The organism is Bacillus cereus group sp. BfR-BA-01310 (assembly GCF_022664325.1).
GTDB classification, from domain to species: Bacteria; Bacillota; Bacilli; order Bacillales; family Bacillaceae_G; genus Bacillus_A; species Bacillus_A paramycoides.
Genome location: NZ_JAKUHD010000010.1, coordinates 111,352 through 130,804, shown reverse-complemented (window position 1 = coordinate 130,804; position 19,453 = coordinate 111,352). Strand labels below are relative to the sequence as shown.

Here is a 19,453-nt window from a genome sequence, read left to right as displayed (position 1 = left end):
CGCCCTCGGCACCATATGCGCCCGTAGCTCAATTGGATAGAGCGTTTGACTACGGATCAAGAGGTTAGGGGTTCGACTCCTCTCGGGCGCGCTTTTATTAACGGGAAGTGGCTCAGCTTGGTAGAGCACCTGGTTTGGGACCAGGGGGTCGCAGGTTCAAATCCTGTCTTCCCGATTTTCCAAAAACATGGGGCCTTAGCTCAGCTGGGAGAGCGCCTGCCTTGCACGCAGGAGGTCAGCGGTTCGATCCCGCTAGGCTCCACTTTATTTTTTATATGTCGGAGGTATACCCAAGTTCGGCTGAAGGGATCGGTCTTGAAAACCGACAGGCGGCGAGAGTCGCGCGGGGGTTCGAATCCCTCTACCTCCTCCATTTTTTCAAAAAGTGGTTTAGTTACATATAAAAATGAATAAGATATTAATGTTTCCTTCATGGAGGTATACCCAAGTTCGGCTGAAGGGATCGGTCTTGAAAACCGACAGGCGGCGAGAGTCGCGCGGGGGTTCGAATCCCTCTACCTCCTCCATTTATTTTTAAAAAACATAATATCGTCGCGGGGTGGAGCAGTCTGGTAGCTCGTCGGGCTCATAACCCGAAGGTCGCAGGTTCAAATCCTGTCCCCGCAACCAATGGTCCCGTGGTGTAGTGGTTAACATGCCTGCCTGTCACGCAGGAGATCGCCGGTTCGACCCCGGTCGGGACCGCCATTTTATGTTGGCTCGGTAGCTCAGTCGGTAGAGCAGAGGACTGAAAATCCTCGTGTCGGCGGTTCGATTCCGTCCCGAGCCACCATTTTTTTTTTTTTTTTTGCCGGCTTAGCTCAATTGGTAGAGCAACTGACTTGTAATCAGTAGGTTGGGGGTTCAAGTCCTCTAGCCGGCATCATTTAGGGGCATAGTTTAAAGGTAGAACTGAGGTCTCCAAAACCTCCAGTGTGGGTTCGATTCCTACTGCCCCTGTAAAGTATATGGGCCTATAGCTCAGCTGGTTAGAGCGCACGCCTGATAAGCGTGAGGTCGATGGTTCGAGTCCATTTAGGCCCACCATATATTTATTCCGCAGTAGCTCAGTGGTAGAGCTATCGGCTGTTAACCGATCGGTCGTAGGTTCGAGTCCTACCTGCGGAGCCATGGCCCGTTGGTCAAGTGGTTAAGACACCGCCCTTTCACGGCGGTAACACGGGTTCGAATCCCGTACGGGTCATAAAAAAAGAGTCAGCAATTTGCTGACTCTTTTTTAGTATGTCTATATCTTCAACCTCTTTTTATTGTGCTGTCTTCCTGAAATAAATAAAGGAATTTAGGAAAAGCTATAGTATGTATTAAAAGGAGGAGATAGAATAATGACAAAGGTTCGAGAACTTATGAGTACAAATATTGTACAGTGTACACCACTAGATAATGTATATGAGGCTGCTGTAAAAATGAAGGATGAAGCAATTGGTATGATTCCAGTTGTTGAGAATGAACAAGTTATTGGTCTTGTGACGGACCGGGATTTAGTTGTTCGTGGAATTGCTGAAAAACATCCAGGATCTAATAAGATTACAGATGTAATGACGACAAATATCGTTTCAATTTCTCCTGATGATTCTATTGAGAGAGCTACAGAATTGATGGCACAGCATCAAATTAGAAGGTTGCCAGTAGTTGAAGGTGGTCAATTCGTTGGTATGTTAGCCTTGGGAGATTTAGCTATAAGAGAAGTAGCAGATGACCAAGCTGGTTTTGCTTTAAGTGAAATATCAGAGCATACAAAATAATTTATCCCGCTATTTGCGGGCGACAAGATTCTCACCTCACAACTTAGTGAAAGCGAAGGGAGCAGGTGGGAGTCTCGTTGCCTGGAACGCCCCACTGAGTATAGCTTCAATGTATACACAAAAAACATATACATCATTTTAACTTTATATGGATAAAGGTGATGTGTTAACATGATAGAGCTGAAAGATTATATACTAGCTATGCATGATTAATATTTTTCGATAGTTTTTTTAAATTTGTGATTCATAATTTTTAATGAGATAAGAAGTGATATATTAATAGATATAAGCATTATGAGAGATTTTGAATATAACAATAGTAATTTCTTTTGATGAGATAAGAAATTAATATTTCCTATGTAGATAAAAAGGGAAGGGGAATTATATGAGGGCTGTACAGGGCGATCCGAATTGGAATTTGGTTACAGATACATACGTAGAACCAAGGAATTTCGCTGAGTTATTTTCTTTGCTTGTACCGAATCATCCGAAAGGTGAAGGGAAAGAGCGAACTATTTTAGTATGGAAAGAAAAAGAATTTTATAAAGAAGAAAATTTAGCGGCTTTCATCGTATATGGAATGAATAAAGCGAAAGATTTACCGCAGTTTCATAAAGATGAAATTCCCACTTTAGTACGTATTCTTCGTTTATGCCAAGAAATTGGTTGGTATAAAGAAGCATATACATTTATGATTAATCAAGGGTTAGACGAATTTGTCCAAACTTCATTGGAATATGAGACATGGGATCTTTTGACGCAAGCGGTTGCTCTAAACTATTTAATCATTAAATATCGTATTGGTGAATTGGATAATGGAGATGTAGGGATTTGGGAGAGAGTTAAATTTAGTGAGAAATGTATAATGCAGTGTAGACATTTATTATCTCATAAGGAAGTATTGGAGTTTACGTTTTTTTATATGTGTAAGCAAGCTAAGACTCTATCAAAAGAACAGCTAAATAGTGATATGATGGGTCTAGCAATATATTGTAATACTTTTGTGTATGATTTATATACAAATGATTTACTGCGCAAGTATCGTAAATGCACAGATTTCCTATCATATTATGGGCCTAGCCAAGCTGTTATAGCTTGTCAAAAAGCTGTACTGTCTCAAATTTCTGATCGATTAGATCCACTAAAGACAACGCACGTAGACGATTATTTGTATGTGATGAAAGAAATGATGGAACATATGACGATAGGGTTAATGGATCGATACGATCATTTTATTGGAAAGTTACTTTCTTATGTACCATTTTTCGAAATGATTCAAGTTCCGCAGCATGCATATTATTGTGAAGAATTATTGTATATTTGTAAGGGCATTGAATATAAAGAAGAAATACTACGCAATTATATATTTATACAATTACATGATTGTTTGCCATCATTCTTTAAACTATTTCTTAAAAATAAACGTTATGCAACGATTCATGATATTCTTTTCTATTGGTGTGATGATGAACAAAGAATGAGCTTAGAGAAAAAATATAATCTTAGTTTTATTTATGAAAAATATGCTTGTGGATAAAGAAGATTTTACATATCAAAAATTAATATAAATTAAAAAGGATCTCAACTTTTATGTGAGATCCTTTTTTGTTAGTAAAACAAGGAGAAAGTAATTAAGACAAGAAATAACATTCCATAAAGAAGAAATTGAGCAGTATAACTTCCTTGTATACCAAAAAAAGTATTCATTTTTTCATATAAATTCAATATATACTTCATTGGGTCATCTTTGAAAGATTGGTACACAGTGTCTCCTCTTTCTAAGCTTCTTGTTCGTGTTTTTGGTTATTAGGAGCATTAACGTATCTAGCTATGAATAATAAAACAGCCATAAAGAATACAGGAAATGCGGTAGATAAATAAAAACCATTACTAATTATATTTGTTATAAGAGCGCTCAAAAGAAAAATTGCATTATAAATATGGGCAATTTTTTGTTTCAGTTGAACTTGGAATGATTCCATCATAATTTCTAAAGCAACAAAAGCAATGATAATAGATAAAAATACAGTGTTCGTATTATAAATGATTAAACAACAGATTAAACCTAAAAAAGCCAGGTATTCAATAAAGAGAGGTATATTGCGTGGCATACAATTTACCTAACTAAATATGGCAGTGGGTTCACTGCATTCGTTTTTTCAAAATTCCATTCCCCATTATGTAATTCAAAATGGAGATGTTGTCCGTATGAATGTCCTGTATTTCCCATATGACCTAGTAATTGTCCGGTTTGTACTTGATCACCAGCTTGTACAGTACGATCTTTCATGTGAGCATAAACTGTTGTATATAATTTCTCATTTATTTGATGGGCGATGAACACGACATTGCCGTAGCTAGCCGAATAATAAGATTTCACAACTTTACCTGCAGCAGCAGCTTGAATAGAGACGTTGCCTTGTGCTGCAATATCTATACCATAATGCATTTGTTCCCAGCGCATATCAAATGTTGAGCTGATTTTCCCTTGGGTAGGGAATTTGAAAACTGCTGGAATTGATGAAGGTGAAGCGGTTGTTTTAGCTTGCGCTTGATTTTGCACTACATATTGTTTTGCCACATATCCGTATCCTGTGCCAAAACGAATTTTATACCAAGTTCCTACTGTTTCTACTACCTGTATTTGTGTACCATTTTGCAGAGAACCGATTGCTGCACTATTTGTGCTAGCAGAGCTACGCACATTTAATTTTGGTGTTGCAACAGTATAAGAAGGAGAACCTTGTACAGTTATACCTTTTACTAGAGGTGTGGATCCATTAGATACAAAGGTTTTTTGTACGTAACCAATTTGGCCGTTATGTAATATTTTGTACCAATCTCCTTGTTCACCTTGAATTGTAATGAATTGACCATTTGGCAATATATCTAGAATAGAAGACTCTGTATTAGGTTCAGAACGAACGTTTAATGCGTTTGCGTTTACGATATATTGATACTTTTGTTGAACATTTTTTTTGAATAGAATTGCATCTTTTTTCATATAGCCTGTTTTGTTGTTAACGGATACTTTATACCAATCTTGAGCTGTCTCAAGAATAGTAACTGGGCTATTAAATCGAATGTTATCAATTATTGCACTGTCTGCATGGCTATTTTGATGCAGTGCAACGTTGTCAATTTTTACATACCCCGTTTTTGCTTTAGATGATTGCTTAGCAGCAGCTGTTTGTATATCGGATTCTTCCATAGAAGGAAGTAACGAAGCAATTGCGATAGTAGTTGCTGTTAAAGCTGTAGCTTTCATATTCATGTAATAAAGACCTCCTCTAGTTGTATAGTTGTAATTTTATTATAGTATAAAGATACAATATATTGGTCTTATTCACATAAATGTAATATGAAATCAATATAAATAATGTTAGAAGAGAGATTCGTATATAAATATTGTATATATCATTTGTGGAGTTGCATTTATATTTGTTTAACATGTTGAGATTTAATGCGCAATTAAGAAAATTAAAATAGTTGATGATGACTTATGACAATGTTATACTGACAGTGATAATTTTATAGTTTGCTAGGAGAGCTGGTGTTGCCAGCTGAGAGGAGGGCCGTAAGCCTTTGATCCTTTTCATTACCTGATCTAGATTATGCTAGCGTAGGGAAGCAATTCGGACATTAACAATGAGTCCCCGTTTCTTTGCGTATAGAAACGGGGCTTTTTTATTTGAAAATTTCATATTAACACCACTAGGGGTGCTTTTCGTGCTGAGAAAGGAATAATCCTTAACCCTTACAGACCTGATCTAGGTAATACTAGCGAAGGGAAGTGGAACAACGAATAAAATATATTTTTATTTGCTGTGGCCACTTCTTATATAAAGAAGTGGCTTTTTTATTGGAATAAATAGATATACAGGAAGGGGAATTATAAATGAAATTTTGTGAAAGATTATTTGAGACGGTGCAGCCTGTATGGGAGAAAAGTCATAATCATCCGTTTGTAGTAGGTATGGGGGATGGCACGTTAGAAAAAGATAAATTCCAGTATTATATTATTCAAGATTATTTATACTTGTTGGATTATGCAAAACTATATGCAATTGGTGTTGTAAAGGCAACGAATCCACAAGTTATGGCGAAATTTGCAGAGCAAATAGATGGTATTTTAAATGGTGAAATGACGATTCATAAACAATATGCAAAAAGACTTGGTATTTCTGCCCAGGAGATGGAATCGGCAAAACCATCTGCTAAAAATTTAGCTTATACAAATTATATGATGTCTGTATCTCAAAATGGCACACTTGCAGAATTAATAGCAGCTTTACTTCCATGCATGTGGAGCTATTGGGAGATTGGAAAGCGTTTAAATGATATTCCTGGAGCAAGAGATCATGAGTTCTTTGGGGAGTGGATTCAAGGATATAGTTCTGAAGAATACGGTAATCTTTGTATTTGGCTAATAGATTTATTAAATGAAATGACAGTTGGGAAGTCAGAGAAAGAGCTAGATCGATTAGAGGAGATTTTCTTATATTCCAGCCGATTTGAATATTTATTCTGGGATATGGCTTATCGTAAGGAGATGTGGGGTTTTGAGGAGCAAGAACATACTACAGTTTCGTAATGTTTCCTTTCATTATGATGAAAAACCAATCATAGAGGGACTAAATGCCAATATACAAGAAAAAGAGTTTGTGAGCATTATTGGACCAAGTGGCTGTGGGAAAAGTACTTTATTTCGCCTTATTACAGGTTTAGAAGAGGCGAGCAGCGGACAAATAGAGCTTATGGAAACAAAGAGTCATCCTGTAGGGTATATGCCTCAAAAAGATATGCTTTTGCCATGGAGAACAGTTATTGAGAATGCTGCTTTACCGTTAGAGTGCCAAGGTGTGCAGAAGAAAGAAGCACAGGTAAAGGCAAAGGAACTGTTACATAAATTTGGTTTACAAGGGTACGAGAAAAAATACCCGAAAGATTTATCTGGTGGTATGAGACAGCGCGTATCTTTTATCCGAACTTTATTAACAGGCGGAGAGATATTATTGCTAGATGAACCGTTTAGCGCGTTGGATGCTTTAACGAAGGCATCTTTGCAGGAATGGTTGTTTGAACAATGGAAAGAGTGGGAAAAAACAATTTTATTTATTACACATGACGTTGAAGAAGCCCTTTTTCTTTCTAATCGTATTTTTGTTGTAGAGCAGCAGCCGATAGCTACTTTAACTGAGCGAATTGTGCCGCTTGAACGTAACAGAACAAGAAAAGATTTACATAAGCCTGAAGTGTTAGCGCTTAAGGATGAGCTTCTTAGTATGTTACAAAGGCAGGTACTTGTATGATGAATCGTTTGAAGGAGCTATTACCTGCCCTCACATTAAGTGGAATTTTACTTATTGCTTGGGAAGTAGGAGCAAGAATTGTAGATGAGATGTACATTTTGCCATCACCTTCTGCAATTGTAATGAAGATATGGGCGCTGAAAGATATATTATTTACGGTTCATTTACCTGCAACGTTGTATGTCGTTTTAATAGGTGTTGTTATTTCTATCGTCTTGGGCGTAGGGCTAGCAATGTTAATGAACGCGAGTACGTGGATGGAAAGAGCATTTTATCCATTATTAGTTGCCTCGCAAACAATTCCGATAACAGCGCTTGCGCCGCTATTTGTCTTATGGTTCGGATATACCATTTGGAGTAAGGTTGTTGTCACAGTTTTAATTACATTTTTCCCAATTGCGGTCAATACGTATGATGGACTTCGCAGTACGAAAAGAGAATGGGAAGAGCTTTTAGTTACGTATGGTGCAACGAAAAAAGATGTTTTTCTAAAGCTAAAGTTGCCATCTGCTCTTCCTTACTTTTTCTCAGCGTTAAAAATTGCGGTACCACTTAGCGTTATTGGGGCAGCGATTGGAGAATGGCTCGGTGCGCAAGCTGGGCTTGGATATTTCAGTAAAAGAATGATGACGCAGTTAGACGGAGCGGGGGTATTTGCACCAATTGTATTGTTATCATTATTAGCTATTTTCTTCGTCATACTTGTTTCGATATTAGAAAGGAAATTCATTAGTTGGAGGAAACATTCATGAAATTATTAAAACGCATCTTTGTGTTTACATTATTAGTTGCAATGATTGCAGGATGTTCGAGTAATTCAGCATCAAATAAGAGTAAAAAAGAGAAAGAAATAACAGTAATGCTGGATTGGTATCCGAATGCGGTACATAGCTTTATTTATGCCGCAATTGAAAAAGGATACTTTAAAGAAGAAGGAGTAAAGGTGAATATTAAATTCCCTTCTAATCCGACTGATCCATTAACATTAGCAGCTGCCGGAAAAGTGACAGTTGGTTTGTATTATCAGCCAGATGTTGTGATTGCAAGAGCAAATGAAAACATTCCAGTGAAATCAATTGGAGCTGTCGTGCGTTCGCCGTTAAATCATGTTGTATCGCTGAAATCAGCAGGTATTCAGTCGCCTAAAGACTTAGAAGGAAAAACAGTTGGATATTCTGGAACACCTTTAAGTGAAATGTATTTAAAAACGATGGTAAAAGAAGATGGTGGTAATCCAGATACAGTGAAAGTAGTCGATGTTGGATTCGATTTAGTACCAGCATTAATTACGAAAAAAGTAGATGCTGTAACAGGGGCATACATTAACCATGAAGTTCCTGTTATGCGTCATGAAGGTCATGAACCAGCTTACTTTAATCCAGCTGACTACGGGGTGCCGAATTATCATGAGCTTGTATTTGTAACAGGTGATAAAACTTTGAAAAAGGATAAGGAAGCGTTGCAAGCCTTTTTACGTGGGGCGAAAAAAGGCTATGATTTCATGAAGAAAAATCCGGATGAAGCACTAAATATTTTATTGAATCATCAAGAAAAAGAAAACTTCCCACTTGTACCAGAAGTTGAAAAAGAAAGTATGAAAATTTTATTAGAGAAGATGGAAACGAAAGATGAGCCATTCTTATCAGATTCAAAAGAGTCATGGGAGCAGCAAAATAAATGGTTGAAAGAAAAAGGGATGACGAAAGAGGTTGTTCCAGCCGATGAACTATTCGAAAACATTTTAAAGTAGGCGAATGCATATGAAAAATGAGCTCCATGTAATCTCAAATGGTCAAATGCCATTCGAAGAGGTAGTGAATGTAGGGATACAAATTGAGAGTGAGATTGATTATTTGCATATTCGTGAGCGTGAGAAAAGTACGAAGGAATTGTATTACGGTGTGGAAAGCCTTTTGGAGAAAGGCTTTCCAGCATCCAAAATAGTGATAAATGATCGAATTGATATTGCTATTCTATTAAATATTCCACGTGTTCAGCTAGGATATCGAAGCGCAGATGTAAGGTCAGTGAAAGAAAAGTTTTCTTATTTGCATGTTGGTTATTCAGTACATTCTTTAGATGAAGCGATAGTGGCATTTAAAAATGGAGCGGATTCGCTCGTTTACGGTCATGTATTTCCAACGGCTTGTAAAAAGGGTGTGCCAGCAAGAGGATTAGAAGAAATTGCTCATATGGCAAGGTGTTTATCAATACCAATCACTGCAATTGGTGGAATCACTCCTGAAAATACAAGTGATGTTCTTGCAAATGGTATAAGTGGCATTGCTGTTATGTCTGGGATTATAAGCAGTAGTAATCCGTATAGCAAGGCGAAATCTTATAAGGAATCAATAAGAAAGTGGGCGGAAAAGCATGTGTAAGAAGTATGATGTAGCGATTATTGGCGGAGGTGTAATTGGTAGTTCAGTTGCACACTTCCTAGCAGAAAGAGGATATAAAGTAGCGATTGTAGAGAAGCAAAGAATTGCATCTGAAGCTTCGAAAGCAGCTGCTGGTTTGCTCGGTGTTCAGGCAGAATGGGATGAATATGATCCGTTGTTTGAGCTTGCTAGAGAAAGCCGTGCTATATTTCCACAACTTGCAGAAGTTTTACGTGAAAAAACAGGCATCGATATTGGGTATGAAGAAAAGGGCATTTATCGCATTGCCCAAAATGAAGATGAGAAGGAAAGAATTCTTCATATTATGGATTGGCAACAGAAAACAGGCGAAGATTCCTACTTTCTAACAGGGGAGCATTTGCGGAAAAAAGAGCCATTTCTTTCCGAGTCAATTATAGGGGCGGTATATTACCCAAAAGACGGTCATGTTATTGCACCAGAGCTTACGAAAGCATTCGCACATTCCGCGGCATTTTCTGGAGCTGATATATATGAACAGATAGAAGTGTTTGATATTCAAATTGAAAACAATACGGTGACTGGAATTGTTACAAGCGAAGGTGTAATCATATGTGAAAAAGTCGTTATCGCTGGAGGTTCATGGAGTACGAAATTACTACATTATTTCCAAAGTGATTGGGGTACATATCCAGTTAAAGGAGAAGTTGTTGCAGTAAGAAGCAGGAAACCTCTCTTGAAGGCTCCTATTTTCCAAGAGCGGTTTTATATTACGCCAAAGCGCGGTGGCCGTTATGTAATTGGGGCAACGATGAATCCTCATACGTTTAATAAAGCTGTGCAGCCAGAAAGCATAACTTCTATATTAGAGCGTGCTTACACGATATTACCTGCTTTAAAAGAAGCTGAGTGGGAAAGTACGTGGGCTGGGTTAAGACCGCAGTCTAATCATGGAGCTCCTTATATGGGAGAGCATGAAGAAATAAAAGGTTTATATGCTTGTACTGGGCATTATCGAAACGGTATTTTATTAAGTCCTGTTTCCGGTCAGTATATGGCTGATTTAATAGAAGGAAAGCGAGAAAATCATTTGCTAGATTCATTGCTTTCTAAATCGGTTTAGAAAGGGGATGGAAGTTTGAATTTAAAAATTAATGGTAAGCAAATTGAAATACCAGCGAGTGTAAAAACAGTAGCTGAGCTACTTACACATTTAGAATTAGATAAGAGAATCGTTGTAGTAGAGCGTAATAAAGATATTTTACAAAAAGATGATCATAAGGATACATCTGTTTTTGATGGAGACCAAATTGAGATTGTAACTTTCGTAGGAGGCGGTTGATTATGTTAAATATTGGGCCATTTTCATTTCATTCTAGACTTTTATTAGGAACAGGGAAATTCTCTGATTTTGATGTGCAGCAAAAGGAAATTGACGTTTCTGAAGCTGAAATTTTAACATTCGCAGTACGTCGTATGGATATATTTGATGCGAAGCAACCTAATTTATTAGAGAAACTTGATGTGAAAAAATATACGTTACTACCAAATACAGCGGGAGCAAAAAATGCTGAAGAAGCTGTTCGAATTGCAAAATTAGCAAAAGCTTCTGGACTTTGTGACATGGTAAAAGTAGAAGTTATTGGTGATGATAAAACGTTATTACCTGATCCGGTAGAAACATTGAAGGCATCTGAAATGTTATTGGAAGAAGGATTTATCGTTCTTCCGTACACATCTGATGATGTTGTATTAGCACGTAAATTACAAGAACTTGGCGTACACGCGATTATGCCAGGAGCATCACCAATTGGTTCAGGGCTTGGTATTGTAAATCCATTAAATTTAAGTTTCATTATTGAACAAGCAATAGTACCAGTTATCGTTGACGCTGGTATTGGTAGCCCAGCTGATGCAGCATTTGCAATGGAATTAGGAGCAGATGGTGTGTTATTAAATACAGCAGTTTCTGGAGCAAAAGACCCTATTAAGATGGCACAGGCAATGAAGTTAGGTATTGAGGCAGGGCGCTTAGGCTTTGAAGCAGGTCGTATTGCACGTAAGCGTTGTGCAACAGCAAGTAGTCCTTTAGAAGGAATGAGCGTAGTTGAATAATCGATATTCTCGCCAAGAGCTATATTCTCCAATTGGAGAAGAGGGACAACAAAAGATAGGGGAAAAGCATGTACTTATTATCGGTGCAGGCGCACTAGGTAGTGCAAATGCAGAGATGTTTGTAAGGGCTGGTGTTGGTAAGGTGACAATTGTTGACCGCGATTATGTAGATTGGAGTAATTTACAAAGGCAGCAATTGTACGCGGAGCGTGATGTAGAGAATAATCTTCCGAAGGCTATAGCGGCAAAAAAACGTCTAGAAGAGATTAATAGTGAAGTAAGAGTCGAGGCTATCGTCCAAGATGTAACGGCTGAAGAATTAGAAGAACTCGTTACAAGTGTTGATGTAATAATTGATGCAACTGATAATTTTGAAACACGTTTTATTGTGAATGATATATCGCAAAAATATTCTATTCCGTGGATTTACGGAGCGTGTATAGGTAGTTACGGTCTTTCTTACACAATTCTTCCTGGTAAAACGCCATGTTTATCTTGTTTATTACAATCGATTCCGCTTGGCGGGGCGACATGTGATACAGCGGGGATTATATCACCTGCTGTATCTCTTGTCGTTTCTCATCAAGTAACAGAAACACTAAAACTGTTAGTAGAAGATTATGAATCACTTCGAAATGGACTTGTGTCGTTTGATGTATGGAAAAATGAATATTCATGTATGAATGTGCAAAAGCTTCGGAAACATAATTGCCCTTCATGTGGTGAGGATGCATTATATCCGTATTTAAATAAAGAAAACACTTCAAAAACAGCAGTTTTATGCGGGAGAAATACAGTTCAAATTAGACCACCTCATAAAGAAGAAATGGATTTTGAACAATATAAAGAATTGCTGAATGATCGCGTGAATGATTTGAATGTAAATCCGTATTTATTATCATTTTCTGTTGGAGAAAAGAGATTAGTTGCCTTCAAAGATGGCCGTGTACTTGTGCATGGAACGAAAGATATAAGTGAAGCAAAAACAATATATCATCGCTATTTTGGATAGAAAAGGATGAGTGAGATGAAAGTAAATAAAGCTTTAACGATTGCAGGATCTGATAGCGGAGGTGGCGCTGGAATTCAAGCAGATTTAAAAACTTTTCAAGAGCTTGGTGTGTATGGAATGACAGCTATTACAGCAATTACTGCTCAAAATACGCTTGGCGTTCAAGGGGTATATCCTGTTTCTTTAGAAGGAATTACGGAACAGCTGAATTCAATTGGTATGGATTTAACACCAGATGCTGTGAAACTAGGAATGCTATTTAGCAGTGAAATTATTCAAATTGTGGCAGAACACATTAAGAAATTTGGCTGGAATAATATTGTGCTAGACCCTGTTATGATTGCAAAAGGTGGGGCTTCATTATTACAACAAGAAGCAGTACACGCATTAAAAGAATATTTATTGCCATTAGCTACTGTTGTAACGCCGAATGTTCCTGAAGCAGAAGTGTTAACAGGACTAGAGATTCATAATATAGAGGATAGTAAAGAAGCTGCGAAAGTATTGCACGAATTAGGCGCTAAATATGTTCTTATGAAGGGCGGGCATGCAGAATACCAAGGTAATGAAGTAATTGATTTACTCTTTGATGGTGAGCAGTTTATCGAATTTAGAAGTGAACGAATTCCTTCGAAGCAAACGCACGGGAGCGGGTGTACATTCGCGTCTGCAGTTACGGCAGGGCTTGCGAAAGGATACTCAATTGAAGAGGCAGTTCAAGAAGCAAAACGATTTATTAGTATAGCAATTGAAGAGCCATTGAATATTGGTAGTGGTCATGGGCCAACGAATCATTTTGCATATAAGTTGAATAAAACAAGAGCATAGAAAAAGAAAAGCTAGTTTTATAACTGGCTTTTTTTCTGTTTACTTTTTCCAAATACAGGAGTAATATATCAGCCAGAATACATTTTTTGTAATACGCTGAGTCCAGATTTATGGAGCGGAGGAACCAATTTGTGCGTCGTCACTAGGGGTGAATCTTTCAATTTTGAAAGTAGGGCTACTCTCAAAGCCCGAATCCGACAGCTAACTTCGTAAGCGTCTTGAGAGAGGACGGTGCCATGATGGATACATCACTTCATCGGTCTGATTAGTATAGGAGAATATCAATCTATGTTTAGATTCTTTTATGCTAAGGAGGATGAGGTATATGGAATTAACGCTTATTTGTGTTGGAGAGGAAAATAAAGTAAAGAGTTTAAGAGAGCTAGTAGCATTTCAGCATGAGTTAATTATTTTTACAGCAAATGAAGAGATAGCAGCTGAAGTTAGAAACTATGGATTTGATTCGACTTATAGCTGTAATAAGGAGCAGGATTTTACTAGTATTTGCGAGTGTATTAAGAAGGTGATTTTGCTCGGAGATGAGCTTTCAATAGTTAGTTTCTTCACAGAACGTATTCGTTTTTCTTTTCAAGCGCCTATTACTGTTGTCACAAGGAATAAACGATATCCAGCCAGGCTCTATGAAACAATTGGAGCTAAATTTGTCGTGTTTACAAACTGTGATAACATTTCGTTTTTATTTTTTGAATAGGGCGGGAGGAAGCGAAGATGAAAGTATTACTACTTGGAGATATAGCGAATCGTTGGGCGGTATCGGTAGAGCGAGTTCAAGAATTGGTAGTACTCGATCCGATTTTTCCGAGACCGTATATAATATTGCCATCGAAAGATGCTTTATATTTAAAAACAGATATTATCGAATATGAGCAGCTACATGCAGAATTGTCACAAGTTTATATTCGCGGGAGAAATTTGCGTGCATTTTTACGAGGAGAATAAGCATTGAATAAAAGAGCGAATACTGAGTGCAACAAGCTATGCACTTCATGTAATTCGCTCTTTTTATTTCATATTTAAAAGATCATTTCTATGAAAAAGAAAGAAAAGACAAGAAAATGGATGAAATAACATTAATAACGTGTAATGTAAGCGTTTAAATAGTGAAATATTTTCTTAATTTAAGTAATTTACCTCTTTACAAGTTAAATATAGAGGAGTATATTTACTCTCATAAATCATTCATAAAATTTCCAAAAAAACCTAAAATCGCTGAGTTCCAGAAATGGAGCGGGGGAACCAATTTTGTGCATCGTCACTTGGGGTGAATCTTTCAGTTTTGAAAGTAGGGCTACTCTTTAGGCCCGAATCCGACAGCTAACCTCGTAAGCGTTTAGAGAGGAGGTTTACTTTGTGTTGTTCACTTCGAACACTAAGTAGAGCTTAGTGTTCTTTTTTTGATAAATAAATGCCAAATTTTAACAAAAAAGTGAGGGATAGCTATGTTAGATGTGGTAATGGTCGGGATATTTGTTGTATTAGTTGCATCGATGGCAAGCCTGGCAAGTTGGTCAGATAAAGTTGTGAAAGAAGGGAAGCAATCATGATGTTTGCCTTATCGGTTATTGTTGCAGCGATTACGGTGTACTTAGTGTACGCATTATTAAATCCAGAAAAGTTTTAATTAGGGGGAATCATTCATTATGATTTGGGTTGCAGTTGTTATTACAATGCTCTTGTTTATTTTAGTAGCAAAGCCAATGGGGATTTATTTAGAGAAAGCCTTTCAAGGTAGCAAGACGCTAGATAAAGTATTCGGGCCTTTTGAAAAACTTATTTTTAAAATTACGGGTGTAAAAGCATACAATCAAACTTGGAAACAGTACGCATTATCATTAGTATTACTCAATGGATTTATGATTGTCGTTGTATATTTCATTTTCAGATTACAAGGTGTGCTGCCGCTAAATCCAGCGCATATTGCAGGGATGGAGCCTACGCTCGCTTTTAATACAGCAATTAGTTTTATGGCCGATACAAACTTACAGCATTATAGCGGTGAAAATGGTTTATCTTATTTATCACAATTAATCGCCATTACGTTTTTAATGTTTGCAGCACCAGCAACGACTTTAGCGATTGTTATGGCATTTATAAGAGGGCTTGCTGGAAAAGAACTTGGGAACTTCTTCGTTGATTTTACGAGAGCTTTAACGAGAGTTTTTCTTCCAATTGCATTTGTTGCGGCGTTAGTCTTTGTCGCACTTGGTGTACCACAAACGTTAGATGGGGCAGTTACAGCACATACGATTGAAGGGGCAAAACAAAGTATATTACGTGGACCAGTTGCATCATTCGTTTCAATTAAGGAGCTTGGGAATAATGGTGGTGGTTTCTTCGGAGCAAACTCAGCGCATCCATTTGAAAATCCAGGTCAAATCAGTAATATTTTACAAATGATGCTTATGATGTTACTGCCAACAGCACTGCCATTTACGTACGGACGAATGGTTGGAAATAAAAAGCAAGGACGTATCCTTTTCGTGTCGCTGTTCATGGTCTTTTTACTAGGATTTATAACGATTACGACATCCGAATTACATGGGAATCCAGTGTTGAACCAAATGGGTATTGAACATGTGCAAGGAAGTACAGAAGGAAAAGAAGTACGATTTGGAACCGTATTTTCTTCACTTTATGCGACAGTAACGACAGCTGCTGAAACAGGGGCGGTTGATACGATGCATGATACATTAACACCAATTGGTGGTTTAGTTCCACTCGTAAATATGATGTTGAATACAGTATATGGCGGCGTTGGAGCAGGCTTTATCAATATTATCATGTATGCAATTATTGCAGTCTTTATATCTGGATTAATGGTCGGACGGACACCAGAGTTTTTAGGTAAAAAGATTGAAGGTAAGGAAATGAAATTAATTGCAGTAACGATATTATTTCATCCATTGCTCATTTTAGGATTTTCAGCATTAGCTCTTTCAACAAATCTAGGAACAGATGCCATTTCGCATTCAGGTTTCCACGGTTTAACGCAAGTTGTATATGAGTATACATCGTCAGCTGCGAATAACGGATCTGGATTTGAAGGTTTAGGGGATAATACACCGTTTTGGAATATTACGACTGGTTTAGTTATGTTTTTAGGACGCTATTTCAGCTTAATTACGATGCTAGCTGTTTCTGCTTCACTGAAGGAGAAAACGGTCGTACCAGAAACAGTCGGAACGTTCCGTACGGATAATAGTTTATTTGGTGGTATCTTCATCGGAACGATTGTAATCGTCGGTGCGTTAACATTCTTCCCGATGTTAGTATTAGGCCCAATTGCAGAATTTCTTACATTGAAGTAATGGAGGGTAAATGATGAAGCCGGTAGTAGTAAAAGAAAAACAAGTGGACGAGTCACAAATATATGTTATAGAAGATGAGGTTAGACAAGCGAAAACGCTGGATCGTGATATCGTGACGCATGCGATGAAACAATCCTTTGCGAAATTGAATCCGAAAGTAATGATAAAGAATCCTATTATGTTCGTTGTGGAAATTGGATTTATAATTACGTTAATTTTATCCTTTCTTCCAAGTAGTTCTAGTAGTGTACCAGGATGGTTTAATATAACAGTTTCTCTCATTCTATTATTTACAGTTTTATTTGCTAACTTTGCAGAAGCGTTAGCAGAAGGGCGTGGTAAAGCGCAAGCCGATTCTTTAAAACAATCGAAGAAAGATGTGTTTGCAAATGTTGTAAAAGAAAATGGAGACATCGTTCAAGTTTCAGCAACTGAGCTGAGAAAAGGTGACGTTGTTATTGTAAAACAAGGAGAAATGATTCCAAATGATGGTGAAGTAATTAAAGGATTAGCGTCTGTAGATGAATCTGCAATTACAGGGGAGTCAGCTCCTGTTATAAAAGAAGCAGGTGGCGATTTTTGTTCAGTAACAGGCGGAACGATGGTCGTAAGTGATGAGATTACAATTGTAATTACAAGTAATCCTGGTGAATCATTTATTGATAAAATGATTTCTTTAGTAGAAGGAGCTGCTCGTCAAAAAACGCCGAATGAAATTGCTTTAAATACAGTATTAACGAGTTTAACTCTAATTTTCTTAATCGTTGTTGTGACGTTGCCAATCTTTACAAATTATTTAGGATTTCAAATTGATACAGCTGTACTTGTGGCATTGTTAGTTTGTTTAATTCCAACGACAATTGGTGGGTTATTATCAGCGATTGGTATTGCCGGGATGGACCGCGTGACAAAGTTTAATGTATTAGCAATGTCAGGGAAAGCAGTAGAAGCTGCGGGCGATATTAATACAATCATTTTAGATAAAACAGGTACGATTACTTTCGGGAACCGGATGGCACATACACTACTCCCTGTAGGAAATGAAACGATTGAGCAGGTAGGGAAATGGGCTGCGATTAGTTCTGTTTTAGACGAAACGCCAGAAGGTCGATCTGTTATAGAGTATGTGCAAGCAAAATCAATATCATATAATAGAGAACTTGCAGAACAAGGTGAATTTGTTCCGTTTAAAGCAGAAACGAGAATGAGCGGTGTTGATTTACAGGATGGAACGAAAGTGAGAAAAGGTGCTGTTGGTGCCGTTATTGAATGGGTTCAATCACAAGGCGGAACGATTCCAAAAGATGTGAATCAAAAAGCAGATTTAATTTCAAAAGAGGGTGGAACACCGCTTGTAGTTGCAGTAGATGATCGTATTTACGGTTTAATTTATTTAAAGGATACAGTAAAACCTGGTATGCGTGAACGTTTTGAACAATTGCGCCAAATGGGGATTAAAACGGTTATGTGTACAGGTGATAACCCATTAACAGCAGCAACAATTGCAAAAGAAGCAGGGGTAGATGAATTCGTTGCCGAGTGTAAACCAGAAGATAAAATTGCGGTTATTAAAGCAGAACAAGATAAAGGGAAACTTGTAGCAATGACAGGTGATGGTACAAATGATGCTCCGGCATTAGCGCAAGCCGACGTTGGATTAGCGATGAATAGTGGTACAACAGCTGCGAAAGAAGCAGCAAATATGATTGATCTAGATTCGAATCCAACTAAAATTATTGAGGTTGTAGGAATCGGTAAGCAATTGTTAATGACACGTGGTGCGCTAACGACGTTTAGTATTGCGAATGATATTGCGAAATATTTCGCGATTATTCCAGCGATGTTTACACTTGCGATTCCGCAAATGGAAGCATTAAATATTATGAAATTAACATCACCGCTTTCAGCAATCTTATCAGCATTAATATTTAATGCAGTTATTATTCCGTTACTAATTCCGTTAGCGATGAAAGGTATTGCATATAAACCGATGAGTTCTAATGCACTGCTTAGCCGAAACTTACTCATTTACGGGCTTGGCGGAGTTATCGTTCCATTCATTGGAATTAAAGTAATTGATATGATTGTCGGCTTGTTCATATAAGGAAGAGGGGAAGAAAGATGGCGAAAAAACAAAGTATACTTTCACCAATTATTCGTATTACTTTTACATTCTTAGTCTTGTGTGGACTTGTATACCCGCTAATTGTAACTGGTATTGCGCAAGCGGTAATGAAGGATAATGCGGATGGAAGTCTTATATATAATGATAAGAATGAAGTAGTTGGTTCAAAATTAATCGGTCAAAATTTCACAGATCCACGTTATTTTCATGGGCGTGTCTCTAGTATAGAATATAAAGCAGAAGCATCAGGATCTAATAACTATGCACCGTCTGATCAAGATTTAGCGAAACGAGTAGAGAAAAGTATTGCAGATTGGAAGGTACAAAATCCAAGTGTGCCAGTTACAGAAGTACCGATTGATTTAGTAACAAATTCAGGTTCAGGACTTGATCCGGATATTAGTCCACAGGCAGCTTACGTACAGGTGGATCGTATCTCGAAATTAACAAATATTCCGAAAGAAAAGCTTGATCAGCTTATTAAAAATCAAACAGAAGGTGCTGCACTCGGTTTATTTGGAGAGGACCGTGTAAACGTCTTAAAGTTAAATTTAGAATTACAGAAACTAATAAAATAGTAACAGTGCTACCTCAATCTAATGGATTGAG

The 19,453-nt window shown here is 37.5% G+C and carries 21 protein-coding genes, 13 tRNA genes and 4 riboswitches; of the genes, 32 read left to right on the top strand and 2 right to left on the bottom strand.

Going from position 1 to position 19,453, the window contains the following annotated elements:
* The first annotated feature begins 17 nt into the window (after nt 1-17).
* From MR109_RS19580 to MR109_RS19510, 15 genes are all read left to right on the top strand, one after another.
* A tRNA-Arg gene (locus MR109_RS19580) sits at nt 18-91 on the top strand.
* Nucleotides 92-101: 10 nt separating this feature from the next.
* A tRNA-Pro gene (locus MR109_RS19575) sits at nt 102-175 on the top strand.
* Between the two features lie 14 nt (nt 176-189).
* Nucleotides 190-262, top strand: a tRNA-Ala gene (locus MR109_RS19570).
* Nucleotides 263-280: 18 nt separating this feature from the next.
* Nucleotides 281-373 (top strand) — tRNA-Ser (locus tag MR109_RS19565).
* Nucleotides 374-434: 61 nt separating this feature from the next.
* Nucleotides 435-527, top strand: a tRNA-Ser gene (locus MR109_RS19560).
* A 26-nt stretch (nt 528-553) separates the two neighbouring features.
* Nucleotides 554-630 (top strand) — tRNA-Met (locus tag MR109_RS19555).
* A 2-nt stretch (nt 631-632) separates the two neighbouring features.
* Nucleotides 633-708, top strand: a tRNA-Asp gene (locus MR109_RS19550).
* A gap of 9 nt (nt 709-717) precedes the next feature.
* Nucleotides 718-793: transfer RNA gene (locus MR109_RS19545), tRNA-Phe, on the top strand.
* Between the two features lie 17 nt (nt 794-810).
* Nucleotides 811-883: transfer RNA gene (locus MR109_RS19540), tRNA-Thr, on the top strand.
* Nucleotides 884-889: 6 nt separating this feature from the next.
* Nucleotides 890-960, top strand: a tRNA-Trp gene (locus MR109_RS19535).
* A 10-nt stretch (nt 961-970) separates the two neighbouring features.
* Nucleotides 971-1,047 (top strand) — tRNA-Ile (locus tag MR109_RS19530).
* Between the two features lie 9 nt (nt 1,048-1,056).
* A tRNA-Asn gene (locus MR109_RS19525) sits at nt 1,057-1,131 on the top strand.
* 1 nt (nt 1,132) lies between these two features.
* A tRNA-Glu gene (locus MR109_RS19520) sits at nt 1,133-1,204 on the top strand.
* A gap of 139 nt (nt 1,205-1,343) precedes the next feature.
* Nucleotides 1,344-1,763 carry a CBS domain-containing protein gene (locus MR109_RS19515; RefSeq protein ID WP_048373710.1) on the top strand — a complete coding sequence of 140 codons (420 nt, stop codon included), beginning with the start codon at nt 1,344-1,346 and terminating at the stop codon, nt 1,761-1,763.
* Nucleotides 1,764-2,148: 385 nt separating this feature from the next.
* A complete protein-coding gene (locus tag MR109_RS19510) occupies nt 2,149-3,300 on the top strand; it encodes a DUF3965 domain-containing protein (RefSeq protein ID WP_071717828.1) in 1,152 nt (383 codons plus the stop codon).
* A 241-nt stretch (nt 3,301-3,541) separates the two neighbouring features.
* On the opposite strand, the gene MR109_RS19505 is transcribed toward MR109_RS19510, so the two are convergent.
* Nucleotides 3,542-3,874: a hypothetical protein gene (locus tag MR109_RS19505; RefSeq protein WP_048373706.1), complete on the bottom strand. Its 333-nt coding sequence runs from the start codon at nt 3,872-3,874 to the stop codon at nt 3,542-3,544.
* A gap of 5 nt (nt 3,875-3,879) precedes the next feature.
* Nucleotides 3,880-5,037, bottom strand: a complete 1,158-nt coding sequence (locus MR109_RS19500) for an SH3 domain-containing protein (protein WP_242273581.1) — start codon at nt 5,035-5,037, stop codon at nt 3,880-3,882.
* Nucleotides 5,038-5,296: 259 nt separating this feature from the next.
* A riboswitch (TPP riboswitch) is annotated at nt 5,297-5,409 on the top strand.
* A 60-nt stretch (nt 5,410-5,469) separates the two neighbouring features.
* Nucleotides 5,470-5,572: riboswitch (TPP riboswitch) on the top strand.
* A gap of 89 nt (nt 5,573-5,661) precedes the next feature.
* Between MR109_RS19500 and tenA the strand changes: the two genes are divergently transcribed.
* From tenA to kdpC, 17 genes are all read left to right on the top strand, one after another.
* A complete protein-coding gene (tenA, locus tag MR109_RS19495) occupies nt 5,662-6,357 on the top strand; it encodes a thiaminase II (RefSeq protein ID WP_071717826.1) in 696 nt (231 codons plus the stop codon).
* Complete coding sequence (locus tag MR109_RS19490; protein ID WP_098303742.1) at nt 6,326-7,075, top strand: ABC transporter ATP-binding protein; 750 nt, start codon at nt 6,326-6,328, stop codon at nt 7,073-7,075. The genes tenA and MR109_RS19490 overlap by 32 nt, the downstream gene beginning before the upstream one ends.
* Nucleotides 7,075-7,827: an ABC transporter permease gene (locus MR109_RS19485; protein ID WP_025150194.1), complete on the top strand. Its 753-nt coding sequence runs from the start codon at nt 7,075-7,077 to the stop codon at nt 7,825-7,827. Before MR109_RS19490 ends, MR109_RS19485 begins: the two co-directional genes overlap by 1 nt.
* Nucleotides 7,824-8,825: an ABC transporter substrate-binding protein gene (locus MR109_RS19480; protein WP_242273580.1), complete on the top strand. Its 1,002-nt coding sequence runs from the start codon at nt 7,824-7,826 to the stop codon at nt 8,823-8,825. Before MR109_RS19485 ends, MR109_RS19480 begins: the two co-directional genes overlap by 4 nt.
* 10 nt (nt 8,826-8,835) lie before the next feature.
* Nucleotides 8,836-9,456 (top strand): thiazole tautomerase TenI, encoded by a 621-nt coding sequence (tenI, locus tag MR109_RS19475; protein WP_242273579.1) that lies wholly within the window; start codon nt 8,836-8,838, stop codon nt 9,454-9,456.
* Nucleotides 9,449-10,558 (top strand): glycine oxidase ThiO, encoded by a 1,110-nt coding sequence (gene thiO / locus MR109_RS19470; RefSeq protein WP_071717822.1) that lies wholly within the window; start codon nt 9,449-9,451, stop codon nt 10,556-10,558. Before tenI ends, thiO begins: the two co-directional genes overlap by 8 nt.
* A 15-nt stretch (nt 10,559-10,573) precedes the next feature.
* On the top strand, nt 10,574-10,777 hold the full coding sequence (gene thiS, locus MR109_RS19465) for a sulfur carrier protein ThiS (RefSeq protein WP_002170446.1): 204 nt from the start codon (nt 10,574-10,576) through the stop codon (nt 10,775-10,777).
* 2 nt (nt 10,778-10,779) lie between these two features.
* Nucleotides 10,780-11,550, top strand: a complete 771-nt coding sequence (gene thiG / locus MR109_RS19460; RefSeq protein ID WP_242273577.1) for a thiazole synthase — start codon at nt 10,780-10,782, stop codon at nt 11,548-11,550.
* Nucleotides 11,543-12,562, top strand: coding sequence for a thiazole biosynthesis adenylyltransferase ThiF (locus tag MR109_RS19455; RefSeq protein ID WP_242273576.1), 1,020 nt, complete (start codon nt 11,543-11,545; stop codon nt 12,560-12,562). The genes thiG and MR109_RS19455 overlap by 8 nt, the downstream gene beginning before the upstream one ends.
* A gap of 6 nt (nt 12,563-12,568) precedes the next feature.
* Nucleotides 12,569-13,390 (top strand): bifunctional hydroxymethylpyrimidine kinase/phosphomethylpyrimidine kinase, encoded by an 822-nt coding sequence (gene thiD / locus MR109_RS19450; protein WP_141548786.1) that lies wholly within the window; start codon nt 12,569-12,571, stop codon nt 13,388-13,390.
* Between the two features lie 84 nt (nt 13,391-13,474).
* A riboswitch (cyclic di-AMP (ydaO/yuaA leader) is annotated at nt 13,475-13,622 on the top strand.
* 93 nt (nt 13,623-13,715) lie between these two features.
* Entirely contained in the window at nt 13,716-14,102 is a 387-nt protein-coding gene (locus tag MR109_RS19445) for a hypothetical protein (protein WP_048373688.1), read from the top strand.
* Between the two features lie 17 nt (nt 14,103-14,119).
* Complete coding sequence (locus MR109_RS19440; RefSeq protein ID WP_000866314.1) at nt 14,120-14,350, top strand: hypothetical protein; 231 nt, start codon at nt 14,120-14,122, stop codon at nt 14,348-14,350.
* Between the two features lie 258 nt (nt 14,351-14,608).
* Nucleotides 14,609-14,754, top strand: a riboswitch (cyclic di-AMP (ydaO/yuaA leader).
* A 96-nt stretch (nt 14,755-14,850) separates the two neighbouring features.
* A complete protein-coding gene (locus MR109_RS19435; RefSeq protein WP_002170453.1) occupies nt 14,851-14,955 on the top strand; it encodes a SipW-dependent-type signal peptide-containing protein in 105 nt (34 codons plus the stop codon).
* Nucleotides 14,952-15,032, top strand: coding sequence for a K(+)-transporting ATPase subunit F (gene kdpF / locus MR109_RS19430; RefSeq protein WP_308197282.1), 81 nt, complete (start codon nt 14,952-14,954; stop codon nt 15,030-15,032). The genes MR109_RS19435 and kdpF overlap by 4 nt, the downstream gene beginning before the upstream one ends.
* A 19-nt stretch (nt 15,033-15,051) precedes the next feature.
* Nucleotides 15,052-16,719: a potassium-transporting ATPase subunit KdpA gene (gene kdpA / locus MR109_RS19425; protein WP_098303737.1), complete on the top strand. Its 1,668-nt coding sequence runs from the start codon at nt 15,052-15,054 to the stop codon at nt 16,717-16,719.
* A 13-nt stretch (nt 16,720-16,732) separates the two neighbouring features.
* Nucleotides 16,733-18,823, top strand: coding sequence for a potassium-transporting ATPase subunit KdpB (kdpB, locus tag MR109_RS19420; RefSeq protein WP_242273575.1), 2,091 nt, complete (start codon nt 16,733-16,735; stop codon nt 18,821-18,823).
* Between the two features lie 17 nt (nt 18,824-18,840).
* Entirely contained in the window at nt 18,841-19,422 is a 582-nt protein-coding gene (kdpC, locus tag MR109_RS19415; RefSeq protein WP_002170456.1) for a K(+)-transporting ATPase subunit C, read from the top strand.
* Nucleotides 19,423-19,453: the final 31 nt, after the last annotated feature.